We start from the raw sequence: 23,888 nt of genomic DNA, 5'->3' as shown, positions 1-23,888 counted from the left end.
CAATCCAAAATCTCTGTTCAACGGCAGGGCTGGCCAGGGAAAATAGCGGTGGCTTTGTTTTGTTCTATCGCACTGTTCCCAGCGCGCCCGAGATAATCAAGATAATCATGACTCAATCCTACGTACTGGCCTTAGATTTAGGAACCACTGGCAATCGTGCCATTGTGTTTAATCGAGAGGGTCAGATTATCGCCCAAGCCTATCGGGAACTCACCCAGCATTACCCGAAGCCGGGATGGTTAGAGCATGACCCCATCCAGATTTGGAAGGATACGCATTGGGCGATTGAAACTGCGATTCGTCAGGCTAAGATTGCCCCTGATGAGATTGCTGCCATGGGACTCACGGTCCAGCGGGAGACCTGTCTGCTGTGGGATAAAACCACCGGTGAGCCCCTTCATCGCGCCATTGTCTGGCAAGATCGCCGCACGGCCGATCTGTGTCATCAACTGCGCGATCGCGGTGTGGCCGCCGACGTTCAGGCAAAAACGGGACTGGTCTTAGATGCCTACTTTTCGGCCACCAAGCTCAAGTGGTTGCTTGACTGGGTCAAGGCTAGCCCAAAATATGCGGACTTAGATCTAACCAACGTTCTGGCCGGAACCATTGATAGCTGGGTGCTGTGGAATCTGACGGGCCGAGCGGTCCATGCCACCGACCACAGCAATGCCAGTCGAACCATGCTGATGAACCTGGCACAGCAAGACTGGGATGAGAGCCTGCTGGCTTTGTTTGAGATTCCGCCGTCGCTAATGCCTGAGATTCGCCCCAGTTTGGGGGATTTTGGCCAGGCCCAGCTTGGAGACACCTCGATTCCCGTTCGGGCCATTTTTGGGGATCAGCAGGCGGCTCTCTTTGCCCATGGTTGTAACCACCCTGGACTGATCAAATGTACCTACGGCACCGGGGCCTTTCTGGTGACCCATACGGGGACAGAGATTGTGCGATCGCAGCACCAGCTTCTCTCCACCATTGCCTGGACCCAGACGGGGCATCCTGCTGGCTATGCCATAGAAGGCAGCATGTTTACCGCGGGAGCCTGCATTCAGTGGCTTAGGGATGGTTTAAACCTTATTCAACAGGCCGCAGAAACGTCGGTGCTGGCGGATCAGGTGCCCGATAATAACGGCGTTTATTTTGTTCCAGCTTTGAGCGGGCTGGGCGCTCCCCATTGGGATATGTCTGCTCGCGGGGCGTTTTTTGGTCTCACGGGTGGGGTCCAGCGAGCCCACATGGTGCGGGCAGTCCTGGAGGCCATTGCTTACCAGGTACGCGATGTGGTGCAGGCGGTCAATGATGACTGCGATCGCCCCGTTGAGATTCTGAAGGTGGACGGCGGCGCCTGCCAGAATGATTTTCTCATGCAGTACCAGGCCGATGTGCTGGGAATCCCCGTGGAGCGCCCAGCCGTGCTGGAGGCCACGGCCCAAGGCGCGGGATTTGGAGCCGGGCTGATGGCCGGGCTCTGGAGCGACTATTCTCAACTCATTGAATCTCGCGCCATTGATCGGGTCTTTGAGCCCAGTCATCGCGCCCCGCAGGTGCAGCAGCAGTTTCAATCCTGGATCCAGGCCGTGGAGCGGACTAAAAACTGGACGGACTAGGCATAGCTAGGACGCTTGTTCAGCTGAGTGGTCAGAAAGGTTTCAAACACCGAGCGGGGAACCGGAGGACTCACCAGATAGCCCTGCATGACATCGCAGCCATGGTTGCGCAGAAACTCTCGCTCTTCTATCCGCTCTACCCCTTCGGCAACGACGCGTAAATTTAGGGTGTGGGCTAATTTGACTACGGCTTCGGTAATGGCACCGTTGCCAGGGTTTTGATCCACATTCTGAATAAAACACTGATCAATTTTGAGGGTGTCGAAGGGAAACTGCTGCAGGTAGCTCAGGGATGAATAGCCGACACCAAAATCATCAATGGCGAGGCTGACCCCTAGGGCTTTGAGATCTCGCATGGTTTGGGCTGATTTTTGCGTATCTTGCATCAGGATACTTTCGGTGACCTCCAGCTCTAGCCATTCAGGGGCCACGCCATATTCGTTAAGGACCTCCTCCACAAGCTCGCACAGGTTAGGGCGATTGAAGCTCAGCCCCGACAGGTTAATCGACACCGTCAGCGGCCTTGCGCTATTGGCAGACCAGCGCTGCATGGCCTGACAGGCTAAACGCAGGACGCGCTCATCAATTTGGGCAATGACACCCGTTTCCTCGGCGACGGGGATAAAGCGTCCTGGCTCCAGGACTCCCCAATCCGGGTGGTGCCAGCGAACCAGTGCCTCGGCCCCCACAAATTGGCCCGTGCTGAGATCCACCTGGGGTTGGTAGTAGGCATGGAATTGATCCTCAGTCAGTCCCCGAAGGATATTGGTGGCGATCGCAAACTGATCGCTAGCCTGGGAGGATTCGAGAAACGGCTCCGTGAGAATCTGATTGCCTCCCTTGCGCTTAATCCGATTCAACAACTGCCGAGCCTGTCCCAGCATCACCTCAAACTGGGGTGGCGCGTCCAGGGAATATTGAATCGAAGCAATACTAGTGGTGATCAAGATTTCCTGATCTTCTACGGTGAGGGGGAGGGAGAGCCGCTGCTGCCAGACTCCATCTGCTGCCTTGGTCAGCAAGGGACTGCAATCTGGTGGAAGCATCAAGGCATAGAGATTTTCCTCAACCCGAGCCATAAAGGGGACGGTTTCGGGGAGGGAGGCCCAAAGACGCTGCTCAAAGCATCGCAAGACTTCATCACTAAAGTGGGGGCCAGAGGTGCTGCGAAACCAATTCAGCTGATCAATGCTCATCAAAATAAATCCGCCGATTTTCTCGGCAGCGAGATCCTGCTCTGAAAAGGTAGGGACCTCATGGAGCCGAAGAAAGTGATGCGCCAGGTCTCGACTCTGGACAAAGGGAAGCTCACCCTCCGGGCCTTGGGACAAGGGGAGAGCCGCGCTTAATACAGCGCTCTGGTCAGGTTGCCCTTTATGCAATCGAGTCTCAATGGCCTCTTGCAGCTCTGCCGGCGAGAACGGCATGGATAAAAAGTCATCGGCTCCCATGGCCATGGCCCGGCGAAAGCTGGACCGGTCGCCGCGATCTGAAATCATCAGGATCTGCACGGACTGGGTATGGGTGGCTGCGCGAAGTTCTTGGAGCGCGTCAAAGCCATCCAGGTGGGGCAGGTGATCCACACAAATGACTAAATTGGGCCTGTGGGTCTTGGCTAGCGCTAAACCCAGCTCCAGCGAATCAGCCTCAGTCACTTGCCAAGGTGTCCCCTGCAAATACTCCATTACCCATGAGGAGGACATTGAACAATGCTCAATGACTAGTAGACGGTTCGTCATAGATCGCTATTCCATCCGCGTCGTGTGAGAAAACGGCACATACGTATTGTGATATTCCCTAGTCTTCACCAAGACCCCGAATTTCTTTCACCGTCAAAATCTTTTGCCCCTGTTTCCGATCCTCTGCCTCCATCGGCGGCCCTGCATTGGAGATCGCCTTGTCCCCTAGTTCTCAGTCGAGAGGCTGCCCGATTGTAGAAAGGGCGCGAGTTCTCGATTGAGCCATCCGGCCTGGACAAATTCCGCATAGCTTTCAGCTTCAACCGCAAGCAACTCGCTTTTGAGCTGGTTTTCCATAAACTGAACCAAATTAGGGTGCTCTTCCCGAAGCTCAACCACTTTCTCCGAGAGGCGTTCAATTTCCCCACTGATTAACGTTTCCTGATAGCGCAGAAATTCCTTGTCGACGCCGGGACGATCCTGGGCTTCTCGCAGGCGCTCCAGAGATCGCCGCAGGGCAAGCTGTCGGGCTACGGCCTCCGAGTAGAGCTGTTGGAGCGGCTGATCTCCGGCTAGGCGCAGCCACAGTAACATTGGTTTGGTGGACAATCCCTGCACCAAGAGGGTAAATAATACTACCCCAAACACTGTTGCAATGACCGTCTCGCGATCGCTGAGATAAATGGGCAAGCTCAGGGCCAGGGCAATGGACACCGATCCGCGCAGCCCTCCCCACCACAGAATGATTTGAACCGGCAGAGAAATGTCCGATTTGGCACCGTAATTGCTGAGCGCTCCTAGACCAAACACGGCAACGGCCCGAGCTAGGGTCATCGCCACAATCGTAATCATGATGGTGGGTAAATTTTCGAGCAGAATGGGAAACTGAACTTGATCTCCAATCAGCAGAAAAACAATGGAGTTCACGAAAAAGGCGAGGAATTCCCAAAACTCACTGACGATGATGCGAGTGCGCGGGTTCATGCCGATTCGGGATCCAAAGTTGCCCAAGATGAGCGCCGTGGTCACCACGCCAATCACTCCGGATCCGCCTAAATCTTCGGTAATGATATAGGTGCCATAGGCTGCCACTAGGGTCAGAGATTGCTCCACCAGCGGCAGGTCAAATCGCTGCGTCAGGTAGGAAATTCCAAAGCCAATCAGCCCGCCCACTGCCACCCCAATGCCGACGACTGTCACCAGTTCCAGAACGGTTCCCTGCACGCTCACGGACCCACTGCCAAAGGCAATGGTAAACAGGAGCCCAAAGGCAACAACGGCCATGCCGTCATTGAAGAGGCTTTCCCCCTCCATGAGCGTTGTGAGTCGTTTGTCCGCGCCGAGTTCTCGAAATAGAGCGGTTACCGAGACCGGATCGGTGGCGGACAAACTGGCTCCAATCAGCAGAGCACTGGTTAAGGGCAGTCCAGCAAACCTGTTGACTCCAAAGGAAATTCCGGCGATCGCCACCACGACGCCAATGACCGCATAGAGGCCAATGGGAATCCAATCTTTCTTGAGATTGGCCCATCGCAGATTCCAGGCAGCCTCAAATAAAAGAGGGGGAAGGAAAATCGACAGAATCAGTTCCGGCGAAAGATTCACCAGCCGGATGTCCACAAACGCCAGTCCCAATCCCACGATCACGAGCAAAAGCGTATAGGGAATTTGACGAAACCAGCTAAAAACTTGGGGCAAGGTGGCCACACTTAACGAGACGGATAGCACTAGCAGGAAAGACTTGAGATTTTCCTCAATTGCCAGCTCCGTAGCCATGGTCGCTAACAAATTTTCCACCTCTGTGACAGATCAGAAATATTTTACCCGCAGTCTCTGGGGTATTTGAATTTTCCCCCGCAGCCCCAGAATTGTCTCCCTAGGATAGATGTCGAGGATGGAAATAGATGCAAAAAATGAGAAAGGGAAGTTCCTTTCCCCCATCCCACTGCGTTGAATCTATGGTCAAGCCCTTGGTCCATGTTGTGATTGTTGAGGATCATCTTCCGACTCAGCAAAGAATCTGCCACATGCTTGAAAGGCAGGGGTTTCAGGTTAGCCCATTCCGAGATGGAGCCTCAGGCCTGCAGTTTGCCCAATCCTCTCCTCCCCATCTGGTGATTACGGATCTGGATTTACCGGGAATGCACGGCTTTCAGTTGATGGCGGCCCTGCGCAGCATGCCTGCAACCTGTGAGGTGCCTATCCTGGTCTGCTCTGGGACCCAGGATGCTCTGTCCCGGCGCCTAGCGCAGTCCTATGGAATCATGGGCTATGTTCACAAGCCGTTTTCCGATGGCCAACTGCTACAAATGGTGTCACAAACCCTAGAGGGCCAGTCCGTGTCTCCTGCTGGTCTGAGGGTTTAGCTTTAAACCATTGCCAGGTCGCCTATCACATCAAGGCGCTTGTGGGCACTCAGAACAAGGTACTGGTCAGCTAACTGTTCCGCTGCGGATAGATCAATCCAGCCGAGCTCCCGAAGCAGATGTAACGCTGCTGCATATTTCGCTCGCTGGGCCCCATCGCGCACCTTAATGGCTAAGCCCATGCCTTCCCCGAGGCGACCGACGCATTGCACACCTTCCGCCCCAGTCTTGCTCACAAGTTCGCCGCCTGTGGCCCTCATCAAGTCCGTATCAAACTGGCCTGGGCCAGCGACCATTTCAGGATGATGAATCATGGCTCGCACAATTCGCTCCATGGAAAGGCTCTCTCCCGATGAGAGTTGGGCAAATAACCAGGCCATCTGATCGAGCTGGAGAAACAGGGTCGGTACGCCGCAATCATCATGGGCCGTCATTAGCTCGGCGGCTGGAATTTTAAGTAGATCAGCAATATGGTCGAGAATATACTGCTGCACTGGATGATTGACTTGCATGTAGCTAGATAGCGGCCAGTTTCTTTGCTTGCAGACGGCTAGCATCCCAGCGTGCTTTCCAGAGCAGTTGTACTCAAGGGCGCTGTTGCGTCCGTCGGGAATGGGGCATTGCAAGTCATTAGCCGACAGATCACATCGCCAGAGGATGCCAAAAACTTGACGAACCTGATCCAGGGTCCCTTGATGAGATCCACACATAATGGCCAGATCGCGATCGCCGAGGCTGAAGCGTTCAATGGCCCCCGTGGTAGACACAGCCAGCGCTTGGAATGGCTTGAGGGCAGAGCGAATAAAGGCACTGGTGGAGGCCTGTCCAGCGGTGGAGAGGACCCGACCGCGCTCATCACAGACAACCGCCTCGGCAAAATGACGAGACTCGACAATGCCATCGCGAAGGAGCTGAATTTCAATGGCCGGAGTTCCATTCCGATGACCCATGTTCATGGAGTAGTCCTGATCATGATTGAGAAAATTGAGAGGACGGTGATAGAACCTACTGCGCCCAAGGTCGTAAGCAAGCGATGCATCACCGGCCGCACCTCATAGGTACTAATCAGAATATCGCGATCCCGCTGTCCTTGATCCTTCGGCCAGCGCTGACCGTCGTACCACCCTGTTTCCTCGTAATCCACCACATCACGCTCCAGGCGATCGCGGACATAGCGCCAGCCCAGGTAGACCCGCAAGAGGACTAAAAACATAAAAATGGTTGCCCCACAGTTTGCAGCCAGAAAAATTTTTAGGGGAGATCGTCCCACCACCAGCGCTTCATAGGCAAAGGGAAGCGAAAACAACAGGAACGCCATCCAGATTCCCAGACAGCGGATGCCGTACTGCTTTACCGAGAGGGTTGACCAGCGAAAAAACCAGGACTCCTTTAAGCTTTGAAACTCATTGAGAGGGAGTTGTTCAGGGGGAACTGGACAGTTGGGAATCGAAACGTTCATGATTCACTAAATCTCCTACTGGTTTTATAGCACCTTTTCAGAAAAGCAATTCGGTGGATCCGCATGCCTGTGTGAGGTCAAGGTGGAGGAGGTTGAGGCTGGGACGACTAGCAAGGATCGGGGGGGAAGCATTGGCTTCTCCCGCCATGGTTTAAACTCAGTGGGCTCGATCCGTGGCAATCCAAAAGATTGCCAGAGGTCTGGGCGATCATTTCTTTGTGTGAATATTAGAATAATTTATGCTTTGTCAATCCTTTTCAGACCCAGGGAATTCTAGGGTTGTCCTACAGTGACTGCTGGAGGTCGCTCCTTTACCCCTTGAGTGCCCCATGCAAAGCGGATATTGATTCTCTATACTGTCTATGGCGATTGGGATATAGGGGTTACACTGGATGCCGCACTCCCGTCTGCATCAATGGCATATTCGCCAATGTTCAATGCCTGAGGTCACCCCATTGAAGAATTCAAAGGGATATAAGCTTTTCCTATTAATTTTGTTGATGCTGCCTGGAATTGGACTGCTCACAGGCTGTCAAACCGTTGTCAGTCATCTGGAGGCAATTCTCAGGCACGACTCACCTGCCCAGCGTGACTCCAAGGGACGGGCTGCCTTTGCGGCCCTGGATCAAGGGCAGTATGAACAGTCGATTCCCCTTTTTCTCAAAGCCCTGGAGACGGAATCCAATCCCCAAACGAAAAGCCAGCTCTACAGTGGTTTGGGGAGCGCCTATGACGAACTGAATCAGCTTTCGGAATCCATGGCAGCCTATGAGCAGGCCCTGGCCCTGACCCCAGACAATCCGCAAATTTGGGTTAATTTGGGAATTGTCCAGCGGCTTCAGGGCAATCATCAACAGGCCCTGCAGTCCTATCAGCAGGCTCTGAAGCTGGATGGGAACCTGGCCACGGCCCATTCTAGTATGGGCAGCCTTTACGTGCTGCAGGGGCAGCCAAAGCAGGCGATCGCTGCGTTTAAAAAGGCCCTGAGTCTGGATGCCAATCTTGCAGTTAGCCACGGCAATCTAGCGCTGGCCTATGCGATGGATGGTCAGTTTGAAAATGCGAACCAGTCGCTGAAGCGAGCCGTTGCCCTTGGCTACAACAATGGTCCCGTAATTCAGGCTCGGATCGAAGAGCTCCAAAAGTTGACCAATTGAAGGGCGCTGCTTTGATCTGCTAGGGCAGGGTCAGGTAGTGCAGGGCACTGTAGAGATGAAAAGCCTGGTCCCAATAGCATTCGTGGCGTCGTAGCAGGTGAATATGGGCTTCAATCTGGGTCAAAATCTCAACTTGATCCAGAATGGATTCAGCAAAATTTTGAAACCTCTGATGAACCAGAAGGTCAGGCCTGTGGCGCTTAAGAAGCTGCTTTAATCCCTGCCAATAGGCCCAAGAGGTCTGCGCTTGGAGCGGGTGTTTTAGCGTTTGTACCAGGGAAACCCCACGGTGAAACTGATAGGCGGCGTCGTAGAAGCGGAGAATTCCCTGTCCCTGAGAAAGATGAAGATCGCAAATTTGGGCGTGATCCTGGGTTTGGGTTTTCCGACGAACCTTTCCCTGGGAATCGCGCTCGACCACCTCCTCCAGAAGAGGCAATAGGGCATCAACGCGCTGACGAACCTCAGCCCATTCAAAGGTGAAGGATTGGGTTTCCTGGGGATGATCCCGATGACGCACCTGTACCTGCACCTGAGGGCCTATTGCCTGGAGATAGAGGACCTCATAGACGGGCAGGGCTTGAACCTGAGCCAGCGGCACCGCCAAACTGGGAACTCCTGCTCTGTCAAGGGATTGGTGTAAAAAAGCCATTTCAGGGACGGATCCGCTTCGGCACAAACGGTACTCCAAGGTGGGCAGCTTGAGGCGGGCGGTGTAGGGATCTAAGTTCAGGATTTCTGCCAGCTGCGGGGCCAGGGCCGGTTTTGCCGCGGGTTCCACGGGGCACAGAATCAGTAGACTAGTGGCGGATCGCCAAAAAGGAGGCTCGGGGTCGCCACAACCTGAGCTTGTTTCTACGGCTGTTCCTGAGCCTGATTTCGAGGCCGCTTCTGCAACCGTTTCCAGATGAACGAGCGGGATGGGCTGACGCTGTTTTGCTGGGGTGATGCGCCGCAGCCCCTCTCGACACTTTCTTGTAATCTTGACCCCCACATCATGCTGCATCAAGAGTCGATAGAGACGTTCCGCTTCCGCCCAGTGGCCCACGGCTTCCGCCCGGCAAGCTCGATAGAGAAGGTCATAGCTCAGTGCTTGCAGGTAGTGGGCAAGGGGCGTTTTCCCCAGGGTTTGCTGAAGCAGGAAAAAGGACTGCCACCGATGTCTCAGGGGCATCTTGCGCAACAGCTTGAGGGACTCTCCGTAACGTTTTTCGGTTAAGGTTTGCCGGAATGCCTCGGCAGGGGTTGGTGGTACACTCGCGAGCATAGTCATCAGGCGCTAGGGGCAGGACAGTAAGCAGAGACAGACAACGCCGATACCTCATAGCAGACGGCGGCCACCAGGCTCAGGGCAACGATGGGTGCCGTAGCGGCTCGCAGTACCCGTCGTCCCAGGGAGACGGCATGAAACCCCGCCGTGATGCAACTGTGTTCTTCTGAGGGAGTCCATCCTCCCTCAGGGCCAATCATCACCGTAATCCTGACCTGATCGAGGGTCGAAGCGGTCAGGGATAGAATTTCGGGCGCAATCCCCAGGAGCTGGTTCCAAAGAAGGGGCGCCTGCGGGTTTAAAGAGCACAGGTATCGGTACTGTCCTAAAGTATTGACCGAAATCTGTGGATGAATGACATCCGCTAGCGGGATTACCTCCGTAATTTCCGGCACCCCTTGTCCGTGGGACTGCTCCGTGGCTTCCTGGGCAATTCGTCGCCAGCGATCGAGGCGCTGGGCGCTGGGCTTTAGCACCGTCCGCTGGGTTTGCACGGGGATAATTTGGGCTACCCCCAGCTCCGTTGCCATCCGCACAACTTCGTCGAAGTAATTGCCCTTAGGGGGGGCTGCAATCAAGGTTACTGGGATCGACCACTCTCGCGGTGCTGCTAGTGCCTGGAGGAACCGTGCGGAGTGGACCTTTGGCCCCAGCTGGGTCAACCACTGCTGCCCTGGGGAGATGAGGCTGATAAAGGACTCTCCCCCCTTGAGACGAAGCACCTGCTTCAGATAGTGCCATTGGGGAGGGGTGAGGGTAACTTGATCTCCTGTGATCTGTTCTGGGGCGATCACCAGCCGCGGCAACTGTGGCAAAGTAAACTCCTTCAAGCTGTGAGATAGTAGAGCCATTCCTGACGAGCGATGTCCCTGGGGCAGGCCCGTGAGTTCTTTAAGTCACCCGTAGCAGGTGAGTGTACCGTCTATGATCTCCATTGAAACCTTGCGTACCGTTCATCCTTCAGCCTCGGTGACAGCTGAGGATCCAGGGTACGATCCAGAATATGAGCTAGTACAGCCCCTCAACCTATACGATTCTCCGCAGTTGACCCGCCTGGCAACCCAGGCGATCGCGGGTCGCCATCTGCGGCTGCGCTGGTCTGATCTGCCTGAACCCTTAACGCCCCAGATTTCAGCCATTCCCGTTCGCCTCTGCGAAGATGATTACCCAGGCTGGCTCAATCCCAGAGATTTGGGCTCTCTGATTCCCTGCGCCCTGGCCTACCATCCGGTCCCCCTCGATGCTGCAACCATTCAGGCCCGGATTCCAGCGGTGATTGACTATACGCACCAGGCTATGGCAGTGGAGAATGAATATCTCTGGGGAGGAACCTTGGGACCGAATTTCGATTGCTCTGGGCTGGTGCAGCGGGCCTTTGGATCCCAGGGCATTTGGCTACCTCGCGATGCCTATCAGCAGGAGGCGTTTTCCTCCGCATTGCCCCATTCCGCCCCATCGCCTCAGGCGATGGTAGAGCTGCTGGTGCCGGGAGATTTAATTTTTTTTGGAACACCTGCGAAGGCCACCCATGTCGCTCTTTACTTAGGCCAGGGTCGATACATCCATAGCTCAGGGAAAGATCAGGGCCGCAATAGGATTGGCATTGATAGTCTGGTGCAGTTAGATCATCCCGTCAGTCAAACCTACCATCGGCAGTTTCGTGGGGCAGGCCGCGTTGTTGAAAGTTACCGGGGCAACCAGCCCTGGGTTGTACAATCTTGAGCAATTCTCACAAGAGTGACCCACAACCAAAGGAGTGACAGCTACCGCCATCACTCCTTTGCACCTTATCTTTACGCCTTGCTTGCGTGAATTTTCAGGATCCCGCAAGTAGGGAAGTATCGGGGAGCTGCGGAACCCTGTCCTGCCCCGACCCTCACTCCGGTTGAGCGCAGTGAATTCCGAAGGTTACTTATACAGCTCAGTGGCAAGGCGGAGGGCCCAAAAGCCAGGAATCAGGGCAATAAATAAGGCGACGAAAACTTGAGTGTCTGACATGATTCAAAGAACTCCTGAAATCAATTTGAGGGGCTAAAGTTCTGTGAATTAATGTCCGTTACTTTGGGCCAAAGGAAAAGGATTTGTTACAAAAATTGGGGACTTGAGCACCCCAGGTGGTTTGTCTGCAGAGTTGGAATGCCCCGATCCCTCCCCTATCTCAGTATGATGATGAAGAGCAAGTTCCTTCTCTCGATTCACTGTTGGCCCCTTTCTTTGCCCCCTAAATCTCTATGTTTGATCAACTCAACCAGCTTGTTGAGCAACACTCCCAGCTTGGCGTTCACACTGCAGTCATCCTTGTGGTTCTTGTGAGCCTAGAGGCCGTGCTATCTGCGGATAATGCGATCGCCCTAGCGGCTCTGGTGCAGGGATTGGGAAATGTGGAGCTTGAGCGCAAAGCGCTGAATATTGGTCTGGTGGCGGCCTTTGTCATGCGCATGGCCCTCATTTTGACTGCAACTTGGGTGATTCGTTTTTGGCAGTTTGAATTGCTGGGTGCCCTTTATCTGCTTTGGCTTGCCGGGAAATATTTCTTCTCCGATGAAGGGGAGGCCCACGAGCACCACGGACCCCGCTTCTCTTCGCTATGGCAGGCGATTCCCCTGATTGCAATTACCGATCTTGCCTTCTCCCTGGACAGCGTGACCACCGCCATTGCCTTAGCCGACGATCGCTGGTTGGTGGTGACGGGCGGCGTCATTGGGATTCTTACCCTGAGGTTTTTAGCCGAACTGTTCATCACCTGGCTCCAGGAATATACTCACTTGCAAGATGCAGGATATATCACTGTCTCCCTAGTGGGGGGTAGACTGCTTCTAAAGGTGATCAATGACCGTTGGGTTCCACCGGAATGGCTGATGATTGTGCTGATCGCCCTGACCTTTGCCTGGGGCTTTTCCAAAAGGCGAGTTGTGGAAACGGATCCAGGCTCGCCAGAATCGGATTCGGCGTCTGACCTGGAAGAGACGGTAACCCTGGTGCCAGAATCGGTGGATCACGTCAGCTCAAAACCCACGGTCAAATCTTCGTAAGCTCAGGGATTAACCCAGTTAATTGCCCTGTTGAGCCCAATTTTAGTTCTGAATTCCCCTGATTCAACGCCCTGACCCTGAGCGCGCCCAGAGGACTGTACCTGTTCCCTCAGGTTCCGGTCAGCGGCGATTCCATTGCTTAACGCACCCCATGACCTCTTCCCCATCCCCCAGCCCGAAGCTAGAGCTGGCAGATCTACGAGAAAACTACACCCAGGCCGGACTGATTGAGTCGGACTTGGCCGCGGATCCCTGGCGTCAGTTTACCCAGTGGTTTCAAGAAGCTTTAGGGGCTAACTTGATTGAGCCCAACGCCATGACCCTAGCCACCGTGACGCCCGAGGGAAAACCGACGGCTCGAATCGTGCTGCTAAAAGAGCTCGATGATCGCGGCTTTATCTTTTTTACAAACTACACCAGCCGCAAAGCCCAAGACCTTGCCTCCAACCCTTGGGCTGCCCTGGTATTTCTGTGGACAGCCCTAGAGCGACAGGTCCGCATTGAAGGCCAAGTGGAGAAAATTGCAGACTCTGAAACGGATGCCTATTTTCAAACGCGTCCCAGGGGGAGTCAACTGGGAGCCTGGGTCTCCCCCCAAAGTCAGGTCATTTCAGATCGTCAATATCTTGAGGATGAACTGGATCGTCTAACCCAGCAATACCGGAACCAGGCGATTCCTCGTCCTCCTCACTGGGGCGGCTACCGAGTTATTCCCAATCGAATTGAGTTTTGGCAAGGACGCCCTAATCGTTTGCACGATCGTCTTTGTTACCAGATCAAGGCCGAGGGGGGTTGGACGGTGGAACGCCTAGCGCCCTGATCAACCAGCGGGGGAGAGATCTTGTCGGGCTCCTCTAAGAGCAAAACGGTATGCAGTACTTCAAAATGAATGCTACATTTTGTTTACAATGGAGAAAATAGCGCTTCCTTTTCACAATTGCTATTTGAAAAGGCCTTCACCAGGCATTTCTGGGAACCCTAGAGACAGTGAAGGCAATTGGCACCAGAAGACATCAGAGAGGGTATATGACATTTGACCCCGAAAACGCAAGCTTCATTATGAGTGATGCATCAGAAGAAGCTCAGGCCAATCTTCTGATGAAGTATTTACAAAATCAGCCGCCTGAAATACTTGCACGGGTGGCTAAGTCCGTTTCTCCAGAAATTAAACAAATTATTTCTCAGAACGTGCAGGGGTTGGTCGGAGTTTTACCCAGTGAAGCGTTTAATGTTCAAGTGGTGACTGACCGCGATAATATTGCTGGTCTGCTGGCCTCAGCGATGATGACCGGCTATTTTCTCCGTAAAATGGAGCAGCGCATGGAGCTGGAAACCAATCTGCTGGGGAGTGCCTCCTTTGAAGACTCGGGCGAGTTTTAGCTTTAGCTTTCAATCCACGCTTCCCCAGGCCGCGTCCACATTCTCTTAGTAGCGGTGATGTCGGAGCTGCTGACGATAGTCCTGGGATCGAATTCTTGGGCTACCGTCCAAGCTTTTAGCCCACACGACCAGATCGCTGCTTTCGAGGCTCATGGATCGGCCCAGGAGTTTAATCACCAGTTTGCCGCGATCGCACTCCATCCCGCGTAGGGATTGCCAGGGTTGAGCCTGCTTTTCTGACCCAGGACACCAAACAATTAAATCCAGGGGAATTCCTGCCCGGAGCCCAAACCCCCGTCCCCAAGAGATGCGCCACAGGCTTTTTGCCGAGGTACAGTTAAGCTGATAGTTCGGCGGTGCCTCACAATAGCGATAGCGATAAACGGGAGTATCTGCTTTCTTTTCAAAGGGCATATACCCTTGCTGCGTTAGCTTTTGATGAATGCATCCCCAATAGCTTGAATTCTCACGGGCTTCCACCACCGTTGGAATATGCTTGAGATTAACCGTTGAAATCGCACCGTCTCGGTTGGAGAGCAGCTGCATTGAATTGAGGACCGGTTCAATCCGCAAATTGGCATTGGACTCTAAGGGGCGCTCTCCACGCAAAATACCGTCTATGTAGATTTCAATAATTTGTTCATCGGACAAGGGGATGAACTCGGAATGGTTATGGCGTTCTGGAAAACCGTCGACGGCATAAGTCATAGAATTGGGCGGGGAATCAAGGACTTACCAAGACGCCAGGAGCAGGCCTGAACTGTAGGTCTGTTTCAAGCTCGGCGTCAGCTCAGCTCCCTTTGATTGTGCCCAATTTTGTGAAGCCGTGTGAACCTGATTTCAAATCTGAAGCTGAGACACCAGATCCTGAACCAGGTCAGCGGCAGCGGGTTCTGCTCCCGCCGCGCAGCGCACCATCGTGGTGGTGGAGTTTTCCGCAAACCCCATCCTCTCGTAAAACGCCTGTTGATAGGTGGTCATTAAATAAACTCGCTCCACCCGACGCATCTGGGGGTGATCCAGTAAAGCCTCCAGCAGCTTGCGTCCGACACCGAGACCTCGGTATTCAGGATGGACTACCACATCCCAAATGGTTGCGCGAAAGACGCCATCGGATGTTGCCCGCGCAAATCCAATCAGCTGCGGCCCGTTCCATACCGAGATGACGGGGCTGCTAAAGGCAAGAGCGGTTGATAAATCTGCTTCAGAGCGATCCTTAGCCCAAAACGCAGCTCGATTAAACAGCTCTCGCAGCTGCTTTACGGGATCTGCCCCCGCTTCTGCTAAAGGGGGAGGAATGAGTCCATCACAAACGTCCATAGGATTGAGTTGTTGCTCCTGTATTTTCTATATTTCCCCAGCTTGTGGTTCGAGAGAACCGCTCTGGCGGAGAGAGCGATCCCTAGGAGATATCTTCAGCCGCACTCACCCTTGGGAGTTGTTATACTGATGGGGGCTGCGCCCTGAATCACAAGAAACTTAATCTTAAGTCACCTTTATAAACATTTCTGACTATTTGATTACAGTTTATTGCGAAGTCAGCTTCGGGCTTTTTGGCAATGGTAACGTCAGTAGCGTGATGTAGCGAAATTGGTAGAAGGAGTTTCCCTTGCAGTTCGACACTCAACTTCAAAATGAGCCATCCATGCAGGAAGACATGAGCGATTATGTGGCACATCTTCAGCTGCACATGTCGCTTCAAGCTAGAAACCTGGTTCCAAGTCTGAACTATACCCACGATAGTCGAGAAGAGCTTCTTCAGCAGACCCAGGCAAATTTTGAAAAGTTTATCTCTCGACAGGCAAAGGGGTTTTAAACCATTCATATAATTCAAACCAAGATCTCGGGCAGCGTTCGGGCTTCGGCCTGTAGAATCTAGTCGTTTGGGGTAGAGCCTTCGTTTTGAAGCAGTCCTAGATTGAAGACCTTCTGCAAAATATAGAAGACCTTAAGCCAACAAGGGTCGTAGAACAAACCGTTCTGCGACCCTTTTGCATCAAGAACCTAGCTTTGGATGCCCTTGAGCCGGTTTACACAGCACGACGCTATTGATCTTCGTCGTTTGTATCCACCTTTGGGACAAATCCGGGCCGATCCTTATCTTCCCAGCCTACGGGGCGCTTGGAATTGTAAAAAGCGATAGATCCTAAGGACACAGCAGCGACAAATCCAAGTCCAAGGACGCCCGCATAGATTTTTCCGTAGGGAAAAGCTCCTTTCACGGCGGGCTCAGCCACCGCTAGCATCGCATCAAAGGCCATGATTAAAAGATGGGTCATTTCTAGCATTGTTTGAATTTGTAACCTCTAGAATACAGGTTTTCTATGGATCCTCCAACTGGGGCTGACCCAATGGGGTTGACGGGACAGATTGGAACACTTAAGGTAGGGAACTGTCTACTCTTTACTCTATATCTAGGGGTCTGGTTGTTGAACTCCGCTAGATGAAGCGTCTGAGAGCCTTCTTGTTGTTGCCAGATTAAGGTTTTTGCATGGTGATCGCGCAGTCCCTTTCCGCCGAGCTGAGTGAATCTCAAAAAGCAGTTTTACAAAAGTACGTCGTTAACGAGGAAAAAAGTTGGGAGGATGTTGTGCAGCGTGTAGCCCGCTACGTGGCGAGCGCTGAAGAAACGCCTGAGTTGCAACAGCAGTGGGAACAAAAGTTTTTATCCATTCTGCGGCCCATGAAGTTTGTGCCGGGGGGGTCTATCCTGGCCAACTGCGATCACGGTACTCGGGGACTGTTAAACTGCTTTGTCCTGTCGGCGGAGGACAATATCTACGATATTACCAAGCTAGTTTCCGATGCGGTGCTCACCACTAAGTTTAGAGGTGGAGTGGGAATTAATATTGGGGCCGTGGGACAAAAGGGGTTCATTCGCGCCAAGGGGGCGCCGTTTCAGGATGGGAAGGCCCTGGGACCTTGTTCCGTGCTGGATATGGTTTCGGAAAATTCCAAGAAGATTACCACTGGAAACAAAGCTCGCCGGGGTGCTTTTTTATTTTCCATGAACTGGCGGCATCCAGATATTTGGGAGTTCATTCAGGCCAAAACCCAATCCACGATTGACGCGAATTTTACGCGGTCCATCATTGAGCAGATGGCGGCATTGATTAATGCGGACCGGCCCCAGGAGGAGAAGCAGCAAAAGCTCAAAGCCCTGAATCAAGAGCTGACCACTGCCTGGGTGGAAACCCATCTCAATCCGGAGGGTAAGCGCGATCGCCGCTGGCACAATGCCAATATTTCCGTACAGCTTGACGATGAATTCTTTGCCAGGCTAGATCAAGGTGATGAGGATGCAAATCGGCTGTGGAATCGGATTGCGGAGAACGCGCATCAAACCGCCGATCCCGGTCTGCTGCTGATTGATAATGCTAAGCGGCGCAGCCCCATTCGAGAGTTTGTAACCTGCACCAATCCCTGTGGTGAAATTTTCCTGCCACCCAATAGTGCCTGTAACCTAGGCTCGCTCGTTCTGACGAAATTTATCTTCCGCAATGACCAGGGAGAGGTTGAGGTGAACTGGGATGACCTGGCCGAGACCGTGGCGATCGCCATTCGCTTTCTGGATAACGTTCTGAATGTTTCAGAGTTTGCGACACCGGACCAGAAGCACAATGTACGGCATGTTTTCCGGCAGCTGGGACTGGGAATTATGGGGTGGGCAGACTATTTGAAATTGGCTCGCATTCCCTATGATTCCTCAGCCCACCTGGATGAAATTGATCGCTGGGGTCAATGGATTGCCCACCATGCCTATCGCACCTCCGAGTCCCTTGCGGCTGAAAAAGGTGCCTGTGGGGTCTGGGAGCAGATCAAGGAGGTGAGAACAGGAAACCCCTTCGAACTGTGGGTCGATAGTGAAGGTAACCAGTACAATGGCGCGGAAGTCTTGGTGTCTGAGCGCCAGGATCTCACCCAGGTTCCCCGGCGTAACTCTACGGTGCTTTCCATTGCGCCCACGGGCAGTATTGCTCAACTGGCGGCTTGCTCCTGGGCCTTTGAACCTGACTTTGGGCTGACGGTTTGGAAGCAGGTTTTTGTGGATGCTTCCCAGAGTCAGCAGAACTGGGTGCAGATTCTCAATCCTTACCTGGACGATCTCGCGCTGAGTGAGGCGGATGCAGACCTTGTGAAGCGGACCGGGTCTTTAAAGGGCACGGACTTTGCCAAGGCGCATCCAGAGATTGCGGCAAGCTTTAAAATTGCCCGGGAGATTCCCCCGGGCTGGCATATCTTGGTGCAGTCGAAGTGGCAGGACTGGATTGATTCTTCCATCTCAAAAACCATTAATCTTCCGGCCCACGCCACCGTTGCAGAAATTAAGCAAATCTATCGATTGGCCCAGAAAGCAGGTTTAAAGGGAGTCACCATCTATCGCTCTGGTACCCTGGAGTCGGAACCCATCAAAGTGGGTGATGACGAGCGTGCCGACTAGCGACGGAACCGCGCCTAGGCGCAGCCCCCGGACCCAATTTTCTCATTCCATCATCTGTGCAATACCCGTGGCTTATACCGTAGAACTCCTTGCCCTCATTGAAGCGTTTCCGGATGCCTTTTTGGAGCCGGAGCAAAACCCAAAGCCGTCGCGGTCTCTCATGACCAGGGAGGAAGACCTGGATGATCACGGGGATCTGCTGGCGCTCATCCGTGAATTTCCAGCGGCATTTCAAGACCCCAAGGATGTTGAACGGGGCCAGTCTGCATCGGCCCAGTCTGCATCGGCCCAGTCTGCATCGGCCCAGTCTGCATCGGTCCAGTCGCCATCGACCCAATCTCCATCGGCCCAATCTCCATCGGCCCAATCTCCACGGGACAAAACCGCGATCGCCGATCTCACAGAGGAGAGTGCCCACCTGGCTGCGGCTCCCCCTGGGTATGGCCTGGCCCTGCACCGTCAGATTTCGACGCTCGGGTGGGGACAAATTGAGGTTTTTTTAAACTACGGTTCGTCAGGGTTACGGTCGATTTGGATGACGGTCGGGAAGTCCGGGACGGAGGTGCAGTCGCTCTGTGAGGCCATCGCCCGTTTGGTGAATTTACTCCTGGAACAGCGGGTTCCCGCATCCGAGATTGTGCGCCAAATTCGCGGAATTCGCGGCGGCGACTCCGAAGGGCTGGGGCCGCATCGATTTTTAGGCCTGGCAGACTTAATTGGCAAGGTGTTGCAGGAGGCGCCTCAGCAAGGGCCCAATCCGCTTGGTGAGGTTTCCAGAGGGAACGCCTCTAATCCAGAAGCCTCCTCTCATCCCATAGTGGATCTACCACCTGTTGCTGGGGTTTCTGCGGAGTCCCCCGTGTCTCCTCCGCCTCAGGTTGCAACCGTGCCTCCTGTCTCCCCGCCGACGGCTGGGGACAGCCTCGGGTTGATGCTGTTAGACAACTCCGCCCTGGCGTCCCTTTGCCCGGACTGTGGGGCAGAACTGCAGCAGGTGAATGGCTGCTCGGGCGGAGCCTGTGTGGTTTGTGGGTATAGCAGCTGCAGCTAAGGGGGGCGGCTGATTTATGGGCTTCAGGGCGTGGGGGGGGGCAGGTCCCTTTGCAAAGCAGCCACCGCCGCCTGTCTCACCTGGGGATGTTCATCCTTAGCCAGATATAGCAGGGCGGAATGACTCTTCTCCGAGGGCAAATTTCCCAGGGCCTCCGCCACGCGCTGACGAATCAGCCAATCCTTTGACTGGACGAACTCTAAAATGCGCTCAATCGCGTTGATGGCGCGAATTTCGCCTAGAGCCGCGATCGCTGCCACCTGAATCACGGATTCTTGGCTTTCCAGGGCCTTCATGAGCACATCAAAGGCCCGGGGGTCCTCTAAATTGCCCAGGGCCACTGCGGCACTGAACTGCACCAGCCAGGTGGTGTCTTCAAAAAAAGCGCGCACCAGAGGTTCAAAGGCGCGAGTGTCCCCCAGATAGCCCAGGGCACCGGCAGCATCGGCCCGAATCCCGTAGTCCTCGTCCTCGACAAGCAGTTTCACCAGCAGGGGAAAGGCTTCGTCGGTGCCCTTAACGCCCAGGGCTAAAATGGCCATGGAGCGCACGGGCAGATGCTCATCGTAGAGCACCTTCTTGATGAGGGGAAGGGCTTCTTCGGCAGAAAACTCGCGCAGTTCAGCCAGCGCCATGAGGCGATCGCGGGAATTCTCGCTGTCTAGCTGATTAGACAGATCTTGAATCGTGGGTCGGGACATGGAAAAATAGGCCAATCTAGTGGGAGAAGAAGCCGGTGAAGAGCAGCGGAGCGAGCAGCATAACTGCAATGACGAGCAGCAGCGTTCCAGCATCCACATCCAAGATAATCGGTGCTTTCTTCGGTTTCTCTTGAGGATCGCTCATGGTGATTTACTCCTGAGTTACGACTTTGCCACCCCACCGAAACTCTCCAGGGATGATGCCCTTTTTGCGGGCGAGTTCACCGGCAATGAGCTGAATCGGGAGAATTTCCAGGAGTGGAGCAAGACCCTGGTGACAGGGCGGGAGCGAAAGGTGGACCGAACCAGCTTCAGACCCTTGCTGACCGATGGTGACCAGATGGCCACCTCGCAAGGCAACATCGGCCCCCAGTCGCTGACTTAACTCTAACGTAGAACCCGCTGTGGTAAAGATTAAAACGCCCAAATTGGGGCTGAGCATTTCCATGGGACCGTGGCGAAACTCCCCCCCGGAAAAGCCGTGGGCTAACTGGCGCAGGGATTCCTTAAGTACGAGGGCTCCATCGTAAACCGCGGCCAGGCTAGGGCCTCGACCCACCAGGGCAAAGGTGGAAACCGCCGCAAGCGGATCCAGGGCCGGGGCAATCCATGCTTGATGCTGATGCAGCAGTGCCTGTTGGCTTTTCGCGATCGCTTCAATGGCCGCAAAGTCATTGGTGGTGAGTCGGTTCAGCAGTGCTTGTCCAATCCAGTGAAGCAGCGCTAGGGTGCTGGTAAAGGTTTTAGTGGCCACCCCCACCTCTGCTCCAGCCTGGGTGACAAAGGCTACATCACTGGCCTGGGCCAGGGTGTTATTGAGGGTGGTGGTGATGCTCAGGAGGTGGGGAGCGGCTTGTCCCCGCTGGCGGCGATCGCGGATCTGAGCGACGAGCCGCTGAATTTCGACGCTCTCCCCAGACTGGGAAACCGCCATACATAGACCGGGTCGATGGAGTAATTGGGGTAGATAGTGAATGAGCTCGGAGGTTTCCGCCCGCTGCACCCACAGTCCCTGCTGCATCAAGTTGAGATAAATTGGCCAGAGAACGCTGTGGGAGGCGCCCATACCGGTGAGCAGAATAGGGCTTGGATGTTCCCAGGACCAGAGGGGACGAATGGCGCTGGCGATTGAGGTGGGACTGTAGCGATCCAGCAGCGATCGCAGAATCTGGGGCTGTTCCAGAATATTATCGATGTAGCCCGATTTTTGTTGTTCGTTTCCCTGGCTGGAGGCAATGATCATGGCTCATTGGAGGCTTCTGTCGGGGGTAAGAGTAGATTCAGCGCTTGAGGGGGGGGCAGCCCCTGCACGCTGAGCAGGGCACTGTCCACGATTGTTGGGATCACGGGAGGTATCCGAGAAGCGCTCTGTGCGATCGCCCATGGACGTCTCTGTGACCCACCGGTGGGCTGGGGTGGGCAGGGATGATCCAGTTTGATCAGTGGAAAGAGAGATAGAGATGTCCGGCAACTGTTCAGCTGTGGACTCCACCGCAGGTTGAGTCTCAGAGTTAATAGGAGGAACTGTGGGTTGAGCGACATTGCCAGTGGGGCGATTGCACCATTTCACCTGATGCCAGCGTACCTCTTGGGGCTGGCCCTGGTTTTCGATTTTGCTGTCTTCCACAAGAAGAATCGAGCCTCTTGGAAGTTCAGCCCAGTCTGCTGTGGCTTCTGAATCAGTACTTTTAAAGATTTTCAGGCCTCTTTCATCGATAACTTCATACAGTTGACGCGACCGAAACTCCGGCAATGATGACGTTTGGGCACCCTGGTTCGTTCCCGGTGCGGCGGGGGATGAGGGAGAAGTCCTGCCAGATTCAAGAGGGCTGGGAGAGGGAGAACCGCCGCGCACCTGCTTGAGAAAGCTCGCCCCGCTCCAGGCTAGCAGGGCGAGTAGCGCCAGAACCAGCGCGCCTCCGCCAAACAAGAACGCTGGTGAACGCTTTGCAGATTTAGCCTGGTGACGCTGGGTGGAGGGAGGCTGGCCCTCAGTGGGTAACCAGGCCTCCTCCTCCGTTCGCTTATTCGATGGGCGGGGCACCGTCGGAGGACCACTCGGGGCTGCGGGAATGGCTTGCTGGACTGTCTTTTGGGCGGTGGCGGCCCCAGTGGAAAATCCAATCTGCATCAAGGCCACGGTGACGTTGTCATGGCCATTGAGCTGGTTGGCCAGTTCAATCAAACGCTGGCTGACGGAGGATAGTTCCTGGGACCGATACAACAGCGGCAGCAGTTCCTCTTGCCAGATCTCTTCAACCCGGTCGTAGTCGCTTAGTCCATCGGAACACAGGAGAACAATGCAGTCTTCATCGAGAACAAATCGCTGGACTGTTGGGTGCAAAATGGAAGAGGAGGCCATCCCTAAGGCTTGCACCAGCGATCCAGCCGTGGGCTGGCGCAGTGCTTCACGGTAGGGAAGGTAGCCTAGCCTGACTTCTCGGGAGGCGATATCATCATCCACCGTCATCTGGTAGCAGCCCAACTTGGTAATCAGGTAAGCACGACTGTCTCCCACATGGACTAGATAAAGCTGCTGATCATGCTCAAGGGCCATGATCAAGGTGGTGCCCATGCGCTGCCGATCCTGGCGCTGCTCCTGGTCGTTGCGTTGACTGATTAAATCGTTGGCATGACAGCAGGCTGCAGACAGTTGGGCTCTGATTTCTTCGGGAGAGAGGGTCCCTAGATCCAGCTTGCTAATGTGCTCGTGGAGTGCCGCGATTGCAGTGGCCGAGGCAACCTCCCCGCCAGCGTGTCCTCCTACTCCATCGCAAACAATGGCCAGCCGATCCTGGGACTGTTGGACGTAGGTGCCATTGGCGGGAAAGCACTGATCTTCGTTATGCTCCCGCACCATGCCCTTATCGGTGCGGGTGGCAAGGGCCACCGTGCAATATTGATCTTGCTGGAACTTTTGCATGGCCATTTCCAGCCGGGCAATGAGTTGGGCTGGCTGAGCCAGCTGCCCGGTGGTGAGTTCCTCGCAAATTTGGCCTAAAATTCCCCGCAGCGGTCCCGGCGTTGCTTGTAGCCAGTGACTCCAAAGCTGACCTAGTTGTACTAGAGTGGGCGGATCGGCCTCTGGATGGTCTTCGCGCAGTTCCAGGACCCGAAACAGACGACCTTCAACGCGCAGCAGATCTTGCATCAATAGGCTACTCGTCACCTTCTGAGCTTGGAAAGGTTCCCAGAGGCGGGCAATTTGCCAAAGCCAATTGAGCTGGCGCATGGGTTTTGCCTGGGACCAAGCCTGTTTGAGAGGGAGAGCGGGCGTCACGGGGGCCATGAGGCGCGGGTGCTTCTCATCGGTGGCAATCAAGGTCTGACTGAGATCTGTAGGGCACAGCGGGGCATCTTCCAGGAGCATAATGGGCAGCTGCTCCTCCTCGCCCACCCAGACCAGGGTATAAAATTGTGAATAGTGGATACGGTGGGGAAATAGCCGCAGATAGGGAAGTAGCGGCTCTGGAATCTCAACTTCAGTTTTAACGATCAGTCCTGGCTTCATGTCCAGAACTACTTGCGGCCCTCGAAATACGTAGCGATCGCTGAGGGTGTCTCCCGCTGCGAACTCTTGCTCTGAAAAATTGACAACCCACAGATATCGCTTGGGAATCCGCGTTTTACAATTGTGGCAAAACGTCTGTTCCTCAGGGTTTGCTGCCCGACATTTCATGTTGGGGCAGGTGATTGTCAGTGGAGCATTTTGCATGTGTGCCTGTATGTGGGATCAAGCAAGAACATC

Annotated in this window: 24 protein-coding genes; 10 read left to right on the top strand and 14 right to left on the bottom strand. The window is 54.4% G+C overall.

All coding sequences use genetic code 11. From position 1 onward, the window contains the following. Nucleotides 1–107: 107 nt before the first annotated feature. The gene (gene glpK, locus QQ91_RS11460) at nucleotides 108–1,604 is read left to right on the top strand and encodes a glycerol kinase GlpK (RefSeq protein WP_166275196.1); all 1,497 of its coding nucleotides are present in this window, start codon (nucleotides 108–110) and stop codon (nucleotides 1,602–1,604) included. On the opposite strand, the gene QQ91_RS11455 is transcribed toward glpK, so the two are convergent. Together QQ91_RS11455 and QQ91_RS11450 are read right to left on the bottom strand one after the other, a co-directional pair. Then, the gene (locus QQ91_RS11455) at nucleotides 1,601–3,343 is read right to left on the bottom strand and encodes an EAL domain-containing protein (RefSeq protein WP_166275194.1); all 1,743 of its coding nucleotides are present in this window, start codon (nucleotides 3,341–3,343) and stop codon (nucleotides 1,601–1,603) included. The genes glpK and QQ91_RS11455 overlap by 4 nt on opposite strands. A 165-nt stretch (nucleotides 3,344–3,508) precedes the next feature. Further along, on the bottom strand, nucleotides 3,509–5,059 hold the full coding sequence (locus QQ91_RS11450) for a cation:proton antiporter (protein ID WP_166275320.1): 1,551 nt from the start codon (nucleotides 5,057–5,059) through the stop codon (nucleotides 3,509–3,511). 182 nt (nucleotides 5,060–5,241) lie between these two features. Here QQ91_RS11450 and QQ91_RS11445 point away from each other — a divergent pair, with 182 nt between their 5' ends. Next, nucleotides 5,242–5,649 carry a response regulator gene (locus QQ91_RS11445; RefSeq protein WP_166275193.1) on the top strand — a complete coding sequence of 136 codons (408 nt, stop codon included), beginning with the start codon at nucleotides 5,242–5,244 and terminating at the stop codon, nucleotides 5,647–5,649. A gap of 2 nt (nucleotides 5,650–5,651) precedes the next feature. Here the strand turns inward: QQ91_RS11445 and QQ91_RS11440 are convergent, their stop codons facing one another. Together QQ91_RS11440 and QQ91_RS11435 are read right to left on the bottom strand one after the other, a co-directional pair. Next, on the bottom strand, nucleotides 5,652–6,605 hold the full coding sequence (locus QQ91_RS11440; protein WP_166275191.1) for an asparaginase: 954 nt from the start codon (nucleotides 6,603–6,605) through the stop codon (nucleotides 5,652–5,654). Next, nucleotides 6,602–7,108: a CGLD27 family protein gene (locus QQ91_RS11435; RefSeq protein WP_166275189.1), complete on the bottom strand. Its 507-nt coding sequence runs from the start codon at nucleotides 7,106–7,108 to the stop codon at nucleotides 6,602–6,604. The genes QQ91_RS11440 and QQ91_RS11435 overlap by 4 nt, the downstream gene beginning before the upstream one ends. A gap of 392 nt (nucleotides 7,109–7,500) precedes the next feature. Here QQ91_RS11435 and QQ91_RS11430 point away from each other — a divergent pair, with 392 nt between their 5' ends. Next, the gene (locus QQ91_RS11430) at nucleotides 7,501–8,265 is read left to right on the top strand and encodes a tetratricopeptide repeat protein (RefSeq protein WP_166275187.1); all 765 of its coding nucleotides are present in this window, start codon (nucleotides 7,501–7,503) and stop codon (nucleotides 8,263–8,265) included. Nucleotides 8,266–8,284: 19 nt separating this feature from the next. Here QQ91_RS11430 and QQ91_RS11425 read toward each other — a convergent pair whose 3' ends face one another. Then, the gene (locus QQ91_RS11425) at nucleotides 8,285–9,532 is read right to left on the bottom strand and encodes a hypothetical protein (protein ID WP_250833337.1); all 1,248 of its coding nucleotides are present in this window, start codon (nucleotides 9,530–9,532) and stop codon (nucleotides 8,285–8,287) included. A 5-nt stretch (nucleotides 9,533–9,537) separates the two neighbouring features. Beyond that, nucleotides 9,538–10,386 carry an RsmE family RNA methyltransferase gene (locus tag QQ91_RS11420; RefSeq protein WP_250833336.1) on the bottom strand — a complete coding sequence of 283 codons (849 nt, stop codon included), beginning with the start codon at nucleotides 10,384–10,386 and terminating at the stop codon, nucleotides 9,538–9,540. Nucleotides 10,387–10,444: 58 nt separating this feature from the next. On the opposite strand from QQ91_RS11420, the gene QQ91_RS11415 reads away from it, so the two are divergent. Beyond that, nucleotides 10,445–11,257: a C40 family peptidase gene (locus QQ91_RS11415; RefSeq protein ID WP_250833335.1), complete on the top strand. Its 813-nt coding sequence runs from the start codon at nucleotides 10,445–10,447 to the stop codon at nucleotides 11,255–11,257. A 186-nt stretch (nucleotides 11,258–11,443) separates the two neighbouring features. On the opposite strand, the gene psaM is transcribed toward QQ91_RS11415, so the two are convergent. Continuing rightward, complete coding sequence (gene psaM, locus QQ91_RS11410) at nucleotides 11,444–11,533, bottom strand: photosystem I reaction center subunit XII (protein WP_166275179.1); 90 nt, start codon at nucleotides 11,531–11,533, stop codon at nucleotides 11,444–11,446. A gap of 233 nt (nucleotides 11,534–11,766) precedes the next feature. Here psaM and QQ91_RS11405 point away from each other — a divergent pair, with 233 nt between their 5' ends. The 3 genes from QQ91_RS11405 (at nucleotide 11,767) to QQ91_RS11395 (ending at nucleotide 13,947) form a co-directional block, all read left to right on the top strand. Continuing rightward, nucleotides 11,767–12,567 carry a MeeY/MeeF family manganese export membrane protein gene (locus QQ91_RS11405; RefSeq protein WP_166275177.1) on the top strand — a complete coding sequence of 267 codons (801 nt, stop codon included), beginning with the start codon at nucleotides 11,767–11,769 and terminating at the stop codon, nucleotides 12,565–12,567. A gap of 151 nt (nucleotides 12,568–12,718) precedes the next feature. Continuing rightward, the gene (gene pdxH, locus QQ91_RS11400; RefSeq protein ID WP_166275175.1) at nucleotides 12,719–13,387 is read left to right on the top strand and encodes a pyridoxamine 5'-phosphate oxidase; all 669 of its coding nucleotides are present in this window, start codon (nucleotides 12,719–12,721) and stop codon (nucleotides 13,385–13,387) included. 239 nt (nucleotides 13,388–13,626) lie between these two features. After that, complete coding sequence (locus tag QQ91_RS11395) at nucleotides 13,627–13,947, top strand: DUF760 domain-containing protein (RefSeq protein ID WP_375340945.1); 321 nt, start codon at nucleotides 13,627–13,629, stop codon at nucleotides 13,945–13,947. A 45-nt stretch (nucleotides 13,948–13,992) separates the two neighbouring features. On the opposite strand, the gene QQ91_RS11390 is transcribed toward QQ91_RS11395, so the two are convergent. Beyond that, nucleotides 13,993–14,655: a hypothetical protein gene (locus QQ91_RS11390; RefSeq protein ID WP_166275171.1), complete on the bottom strand. Its 663-nt coding sequence runs from the start codon at nucleotides 14,653–14,655 to the stop codon at nucleotides 13,993–13,995. A 132-nt stretch (nucleotides 14,656–14,787) separates the two neighbouring features. After that, complete coding sequence (locus QQ91_RS11385) at nucleotides 14,788–15,267, bottom strand: GNAT family N-acetyltransferase (protein WP_166275169.1); 480 nt, start codon at nucleotides 15,265–15,267, stop codon at nucleotides 14,788–14,790. A gap of 289 nt (nucleotides 15,268–15,556) precedes the next feature. Here QQ91_RS11385 and QQ91_RS11380 point away from each other — a divergent pair, with 289 nt between their 5' ends. Further along, nucleotides 15,557–15,763, top strand: coding sequence for a hypothetical protein (locus tag QQ91_RS11380; protein WP_166274910.1), 207 nt, complete (start codon nucleotides 15,557–15,559; stop codon nucleotides 15,761–15,763). A gap of 229 nt (nucleotides 15,764–15,992) precedes the next feature. Here QQ91_RS11380 and psb35 read toward each other — a convergent pair whose 3' ends face one another. Continuing rightward, nucleotides 15,993–16,193, bottom strand: coding sequence for a photosystem II assembly protein Psb35 (psb35, locus tag QQ91_RS11375; protein WP_201277100.1), 201 nt, complete (start codon nucleotides 16,191–16,193; stop codon nucleotides 15,993–15,995). 245 nt (nucleotides 16,194–16,438) lie between these two features. Between psb35 and QQ91_RS11370 the strand changes: the two genes are divergently transcribed. Further along, complete coding sequence (locus QQ91_RS11370; protein WP_166275165.1) at nucleotides 16,439–18,388, top strand: adenosylcobalamin-dependent ribonucleoside-diphosphate reductase; 1,950 nt, start codon at nucleotides 16,439–16,441, stop codon at nucleotides 18,386–18,388. A 67-nt stretch (nucleotides 18,389–18,455) separates the two neighbouring features. Next, entirely contained in the window at nucleotides 18,456–19,439 is a 984-nt protein-coding gene (locus QQ91_RS11365; RefSeq protein WP_166275163.1) for a TSCPD domain-containing protein, read from the top strand. Between the two features lie 23 nt (nucleotides 19,440–19,462). Here QQ91_RS11365 and QQ91_RS11360 read toward each other — a convergent pair whose 3' ends face one another. The 4 genes from QQ91_RS11360 to QQ91_RS11350 are packed head-to-tail and all read right to left on the bottom strand — an operon-like array spanning nucleotide 19,463 to nucleotide 23,855. Then, nucleotides 19,463–20,140, bottom strand: coding sequence for a HEAT repeat domain-containing protein (locus tag QQ91_RS11360; RefSeq protein WP_166275161.1), 678 nt, complete (start codon nucleotides 20,138–20,140; stop codon nucleotides 19,463–19,465). Between the two features lie 16 nt (nucleotides 20,141–20,156). Next, the gene (locus QQ91_RS21645; RefSeq protein WP_284707170.1) at nucleotides 20,157–20,285 is read right to left on the bottom strand and encodes a hypothetical protein; all 129 of its coding nucleotides are present in this window, start codon (nucleotides 20,283–20,285) and stop codon (nucleotides 20,157–20,159) included. Between the two features lie 6 nt (nucleotides 20,286–20,291). Continuing rightward, nucleotides 20,292–21,383 (bottom strand): SIS domain-containing protein, encoded by a 1,092-nt coding sequence (locus QQ91_RS11355; RefSeq protein ID WP_166275159.1) that lies wholly within the window; start codon nucleotides 21,381–21,383, stop codon nucleotides 20,292–20,294. A 3-nt stretch (nucleotides 21,384–21,386) separates the two neighbouring features. After that, nucleotides 21,387–23,855 carry a protein phosphatase 2C domain-containing protein gene (locus QQ91_RS11350; RefSeq protein ID WP_201277089.1) on the bottom strand — a complete coding sequence of 823 codons (2,469 nt, stop codon included), beginning with the start codon at nucleotides 23,853–23,855 and terminating at the stop codon, nucleotides 21,387–21,389. Nucleotides 23,856–23,888 lie beyond the last annotated feature (33 nt).

It is taken from the genome of Lyngbya confervoides BDU141951 (assembly GCF_000817775.3).
GTDB lineage: Bacteria > Cyanobacteriota > Cyanobacteriia > Thermosynechococcales > Thermosynechococcaceae > Lyngbya > Lyngbya confervoides.
The sequence above is the reverse complement of the archived record's forward strand: the minus strand, read 5'-3'. Positions and strand labels throughout refer to the sequence as shown.

Bases quoted from the DNA above. Each gene is read 5' to 3' on its own strand.
- QQ91_RS11405 (WP_166275177.1), top strand. From the start codon at position 11,767: ATGTTTGATCAACTCAACCAGCTTGTTGAGCAACACTCCCAGCTTGGC.
- pdxH (WP_166275175.1), top strand. From the start codon at position 12,719: ATGACCTCTTCCCCATCCCCCAGCCCGAAGCTAGAGCTGGCAGATCTA.
- QQ91_RS21645 (WP_284707170.1), bottom strand. From the start codon at position 20,285: ATGAGCGATCCTCAAGAGAAACCGAAGAAAGCACCGATTATCTTGGAT.
- QQ91_RS11445 (WP_166275193.1), top strand. From the start codon at position 5,242: ATGGTCAAGCCCTTGGTCCATGTTGTGATTGTTGAGGATCATCTTCCG.
- glpK (WP_166275196.1), top strand. From the start codon at position 108: ATGACTCAATCCTACGTACTGGCCTTAGATTTAGGAACCACTGGCAAT.
- psb35 (WP_201277100.1), bottom strand. From the start codon at position 16,193: ATGCTAGCGGTGGCTGAGCCCGCCGTGAAAGGAGCTTTTCCCTACGGA.
- QQ91_RS11455 (WP_166275194.1), bottom strand. From the start codon at position 3,343: ATGACGAACCGTCTACTAGTCATTGAGCATTGTTCAATGTCCTCCTCA.
- QQ91_RS11430 (WP_166275187.1), top strand. From the start codon at position 7,501: ATGCCGCACTCCCGTCTGCATCAATGGCATATTCGCCAATGTTCAATG.
- QQ91_RS11360 (WP_166275161.1), bottom strand. From the start codon at position 20,140: ATGTCCCGACCCACGATTCAAGATCTGTCTAATCAGCTAGACAGCGAG.
- psaM (WP_166275179.1), bottom strand. From the start codon at position 11,533: ATGTCAGACACTCAAGTTTTCGTCGCCTTATTTATTGCCCTGATTCCT.
- QQ91_RS11440 (WP_166275191.1), bottom strand. From the start codon at position 6,605: ATGAACATGGGTCATCGGAATGGAACTCCGGCCATTGAAATTCAGCTC.
- QQ91_RS11355 (WP_166275159.1), bottom strand. From the start codon at position 21,383: ATGATCATTGCCTCCAGCCAGGGAAACGAACAACAAAAATCGGGCTAC.
- QQ91_RS11425 (WP_250833337.1), bottom strand. From the start codon at position 9,532: ATGCTCGCGAGTGTACCACCAACCCCTGCCGAGGCATTCCGGCAAACC.
- QQ91_RS11435 (WP_166275189.1), bottom strand. From the start codon at position 7,108: ATGAACGTTTCGATTCCCAACTGTCCAGTTCCCCCTGAACAACTCCCT.
- QQ91_RS11390 (WP_166275171.1), bottom strand. From the start codon at position 14,655: ATGACTTATGCCGTCGACGGTTTTCCAGAACGCCATAACCATTCCGAG.
- QQ91_RS11350 (WP_201277089.1), bottom strand. From the start codon at position 23,855: ATGCAAAATGCTCCACTGACAATCACCTGCCCCAACATGAAATGTCGG.
- QQ91_RS11385 (WP_166275169.1), bottom strand. From the start codon at position 15,267: ATGGACGTTTGTGATGGACTCATTCCTCCCCCTTTAGCAGAAGCGGGG.
- QQ91_RS11370 (WP_166275165.1), top strand. From the start codon at position 16,439: ATGGTGATCGCGCAGTCCCTTTCCGCCGAGCTGAGTGAATCTCAAAAA.
- QQ91_RS11395 (WP_375340945.1), top strand. From the start codon at position 13,627: ATGAGTGATGCATCAGAAGAAGCTCAGGCCAATCTTCTGATGAAGTAT.
- QQ91_RS11450 (WP_166275320.1), bottom strand. From the start codon at position 5,059: ATGGCTACGGAGCTGGCAATTGAGGAAAATCTCAAGTCTTTCCTGCTA.
- QQ91_RS11420 (WP_250833336.1), bottom strand. From the start codon at position 10,386: ATGGCTCTACTATCTCACAGCTTGAAGGAGTTTACTTTGCCACAGTTG.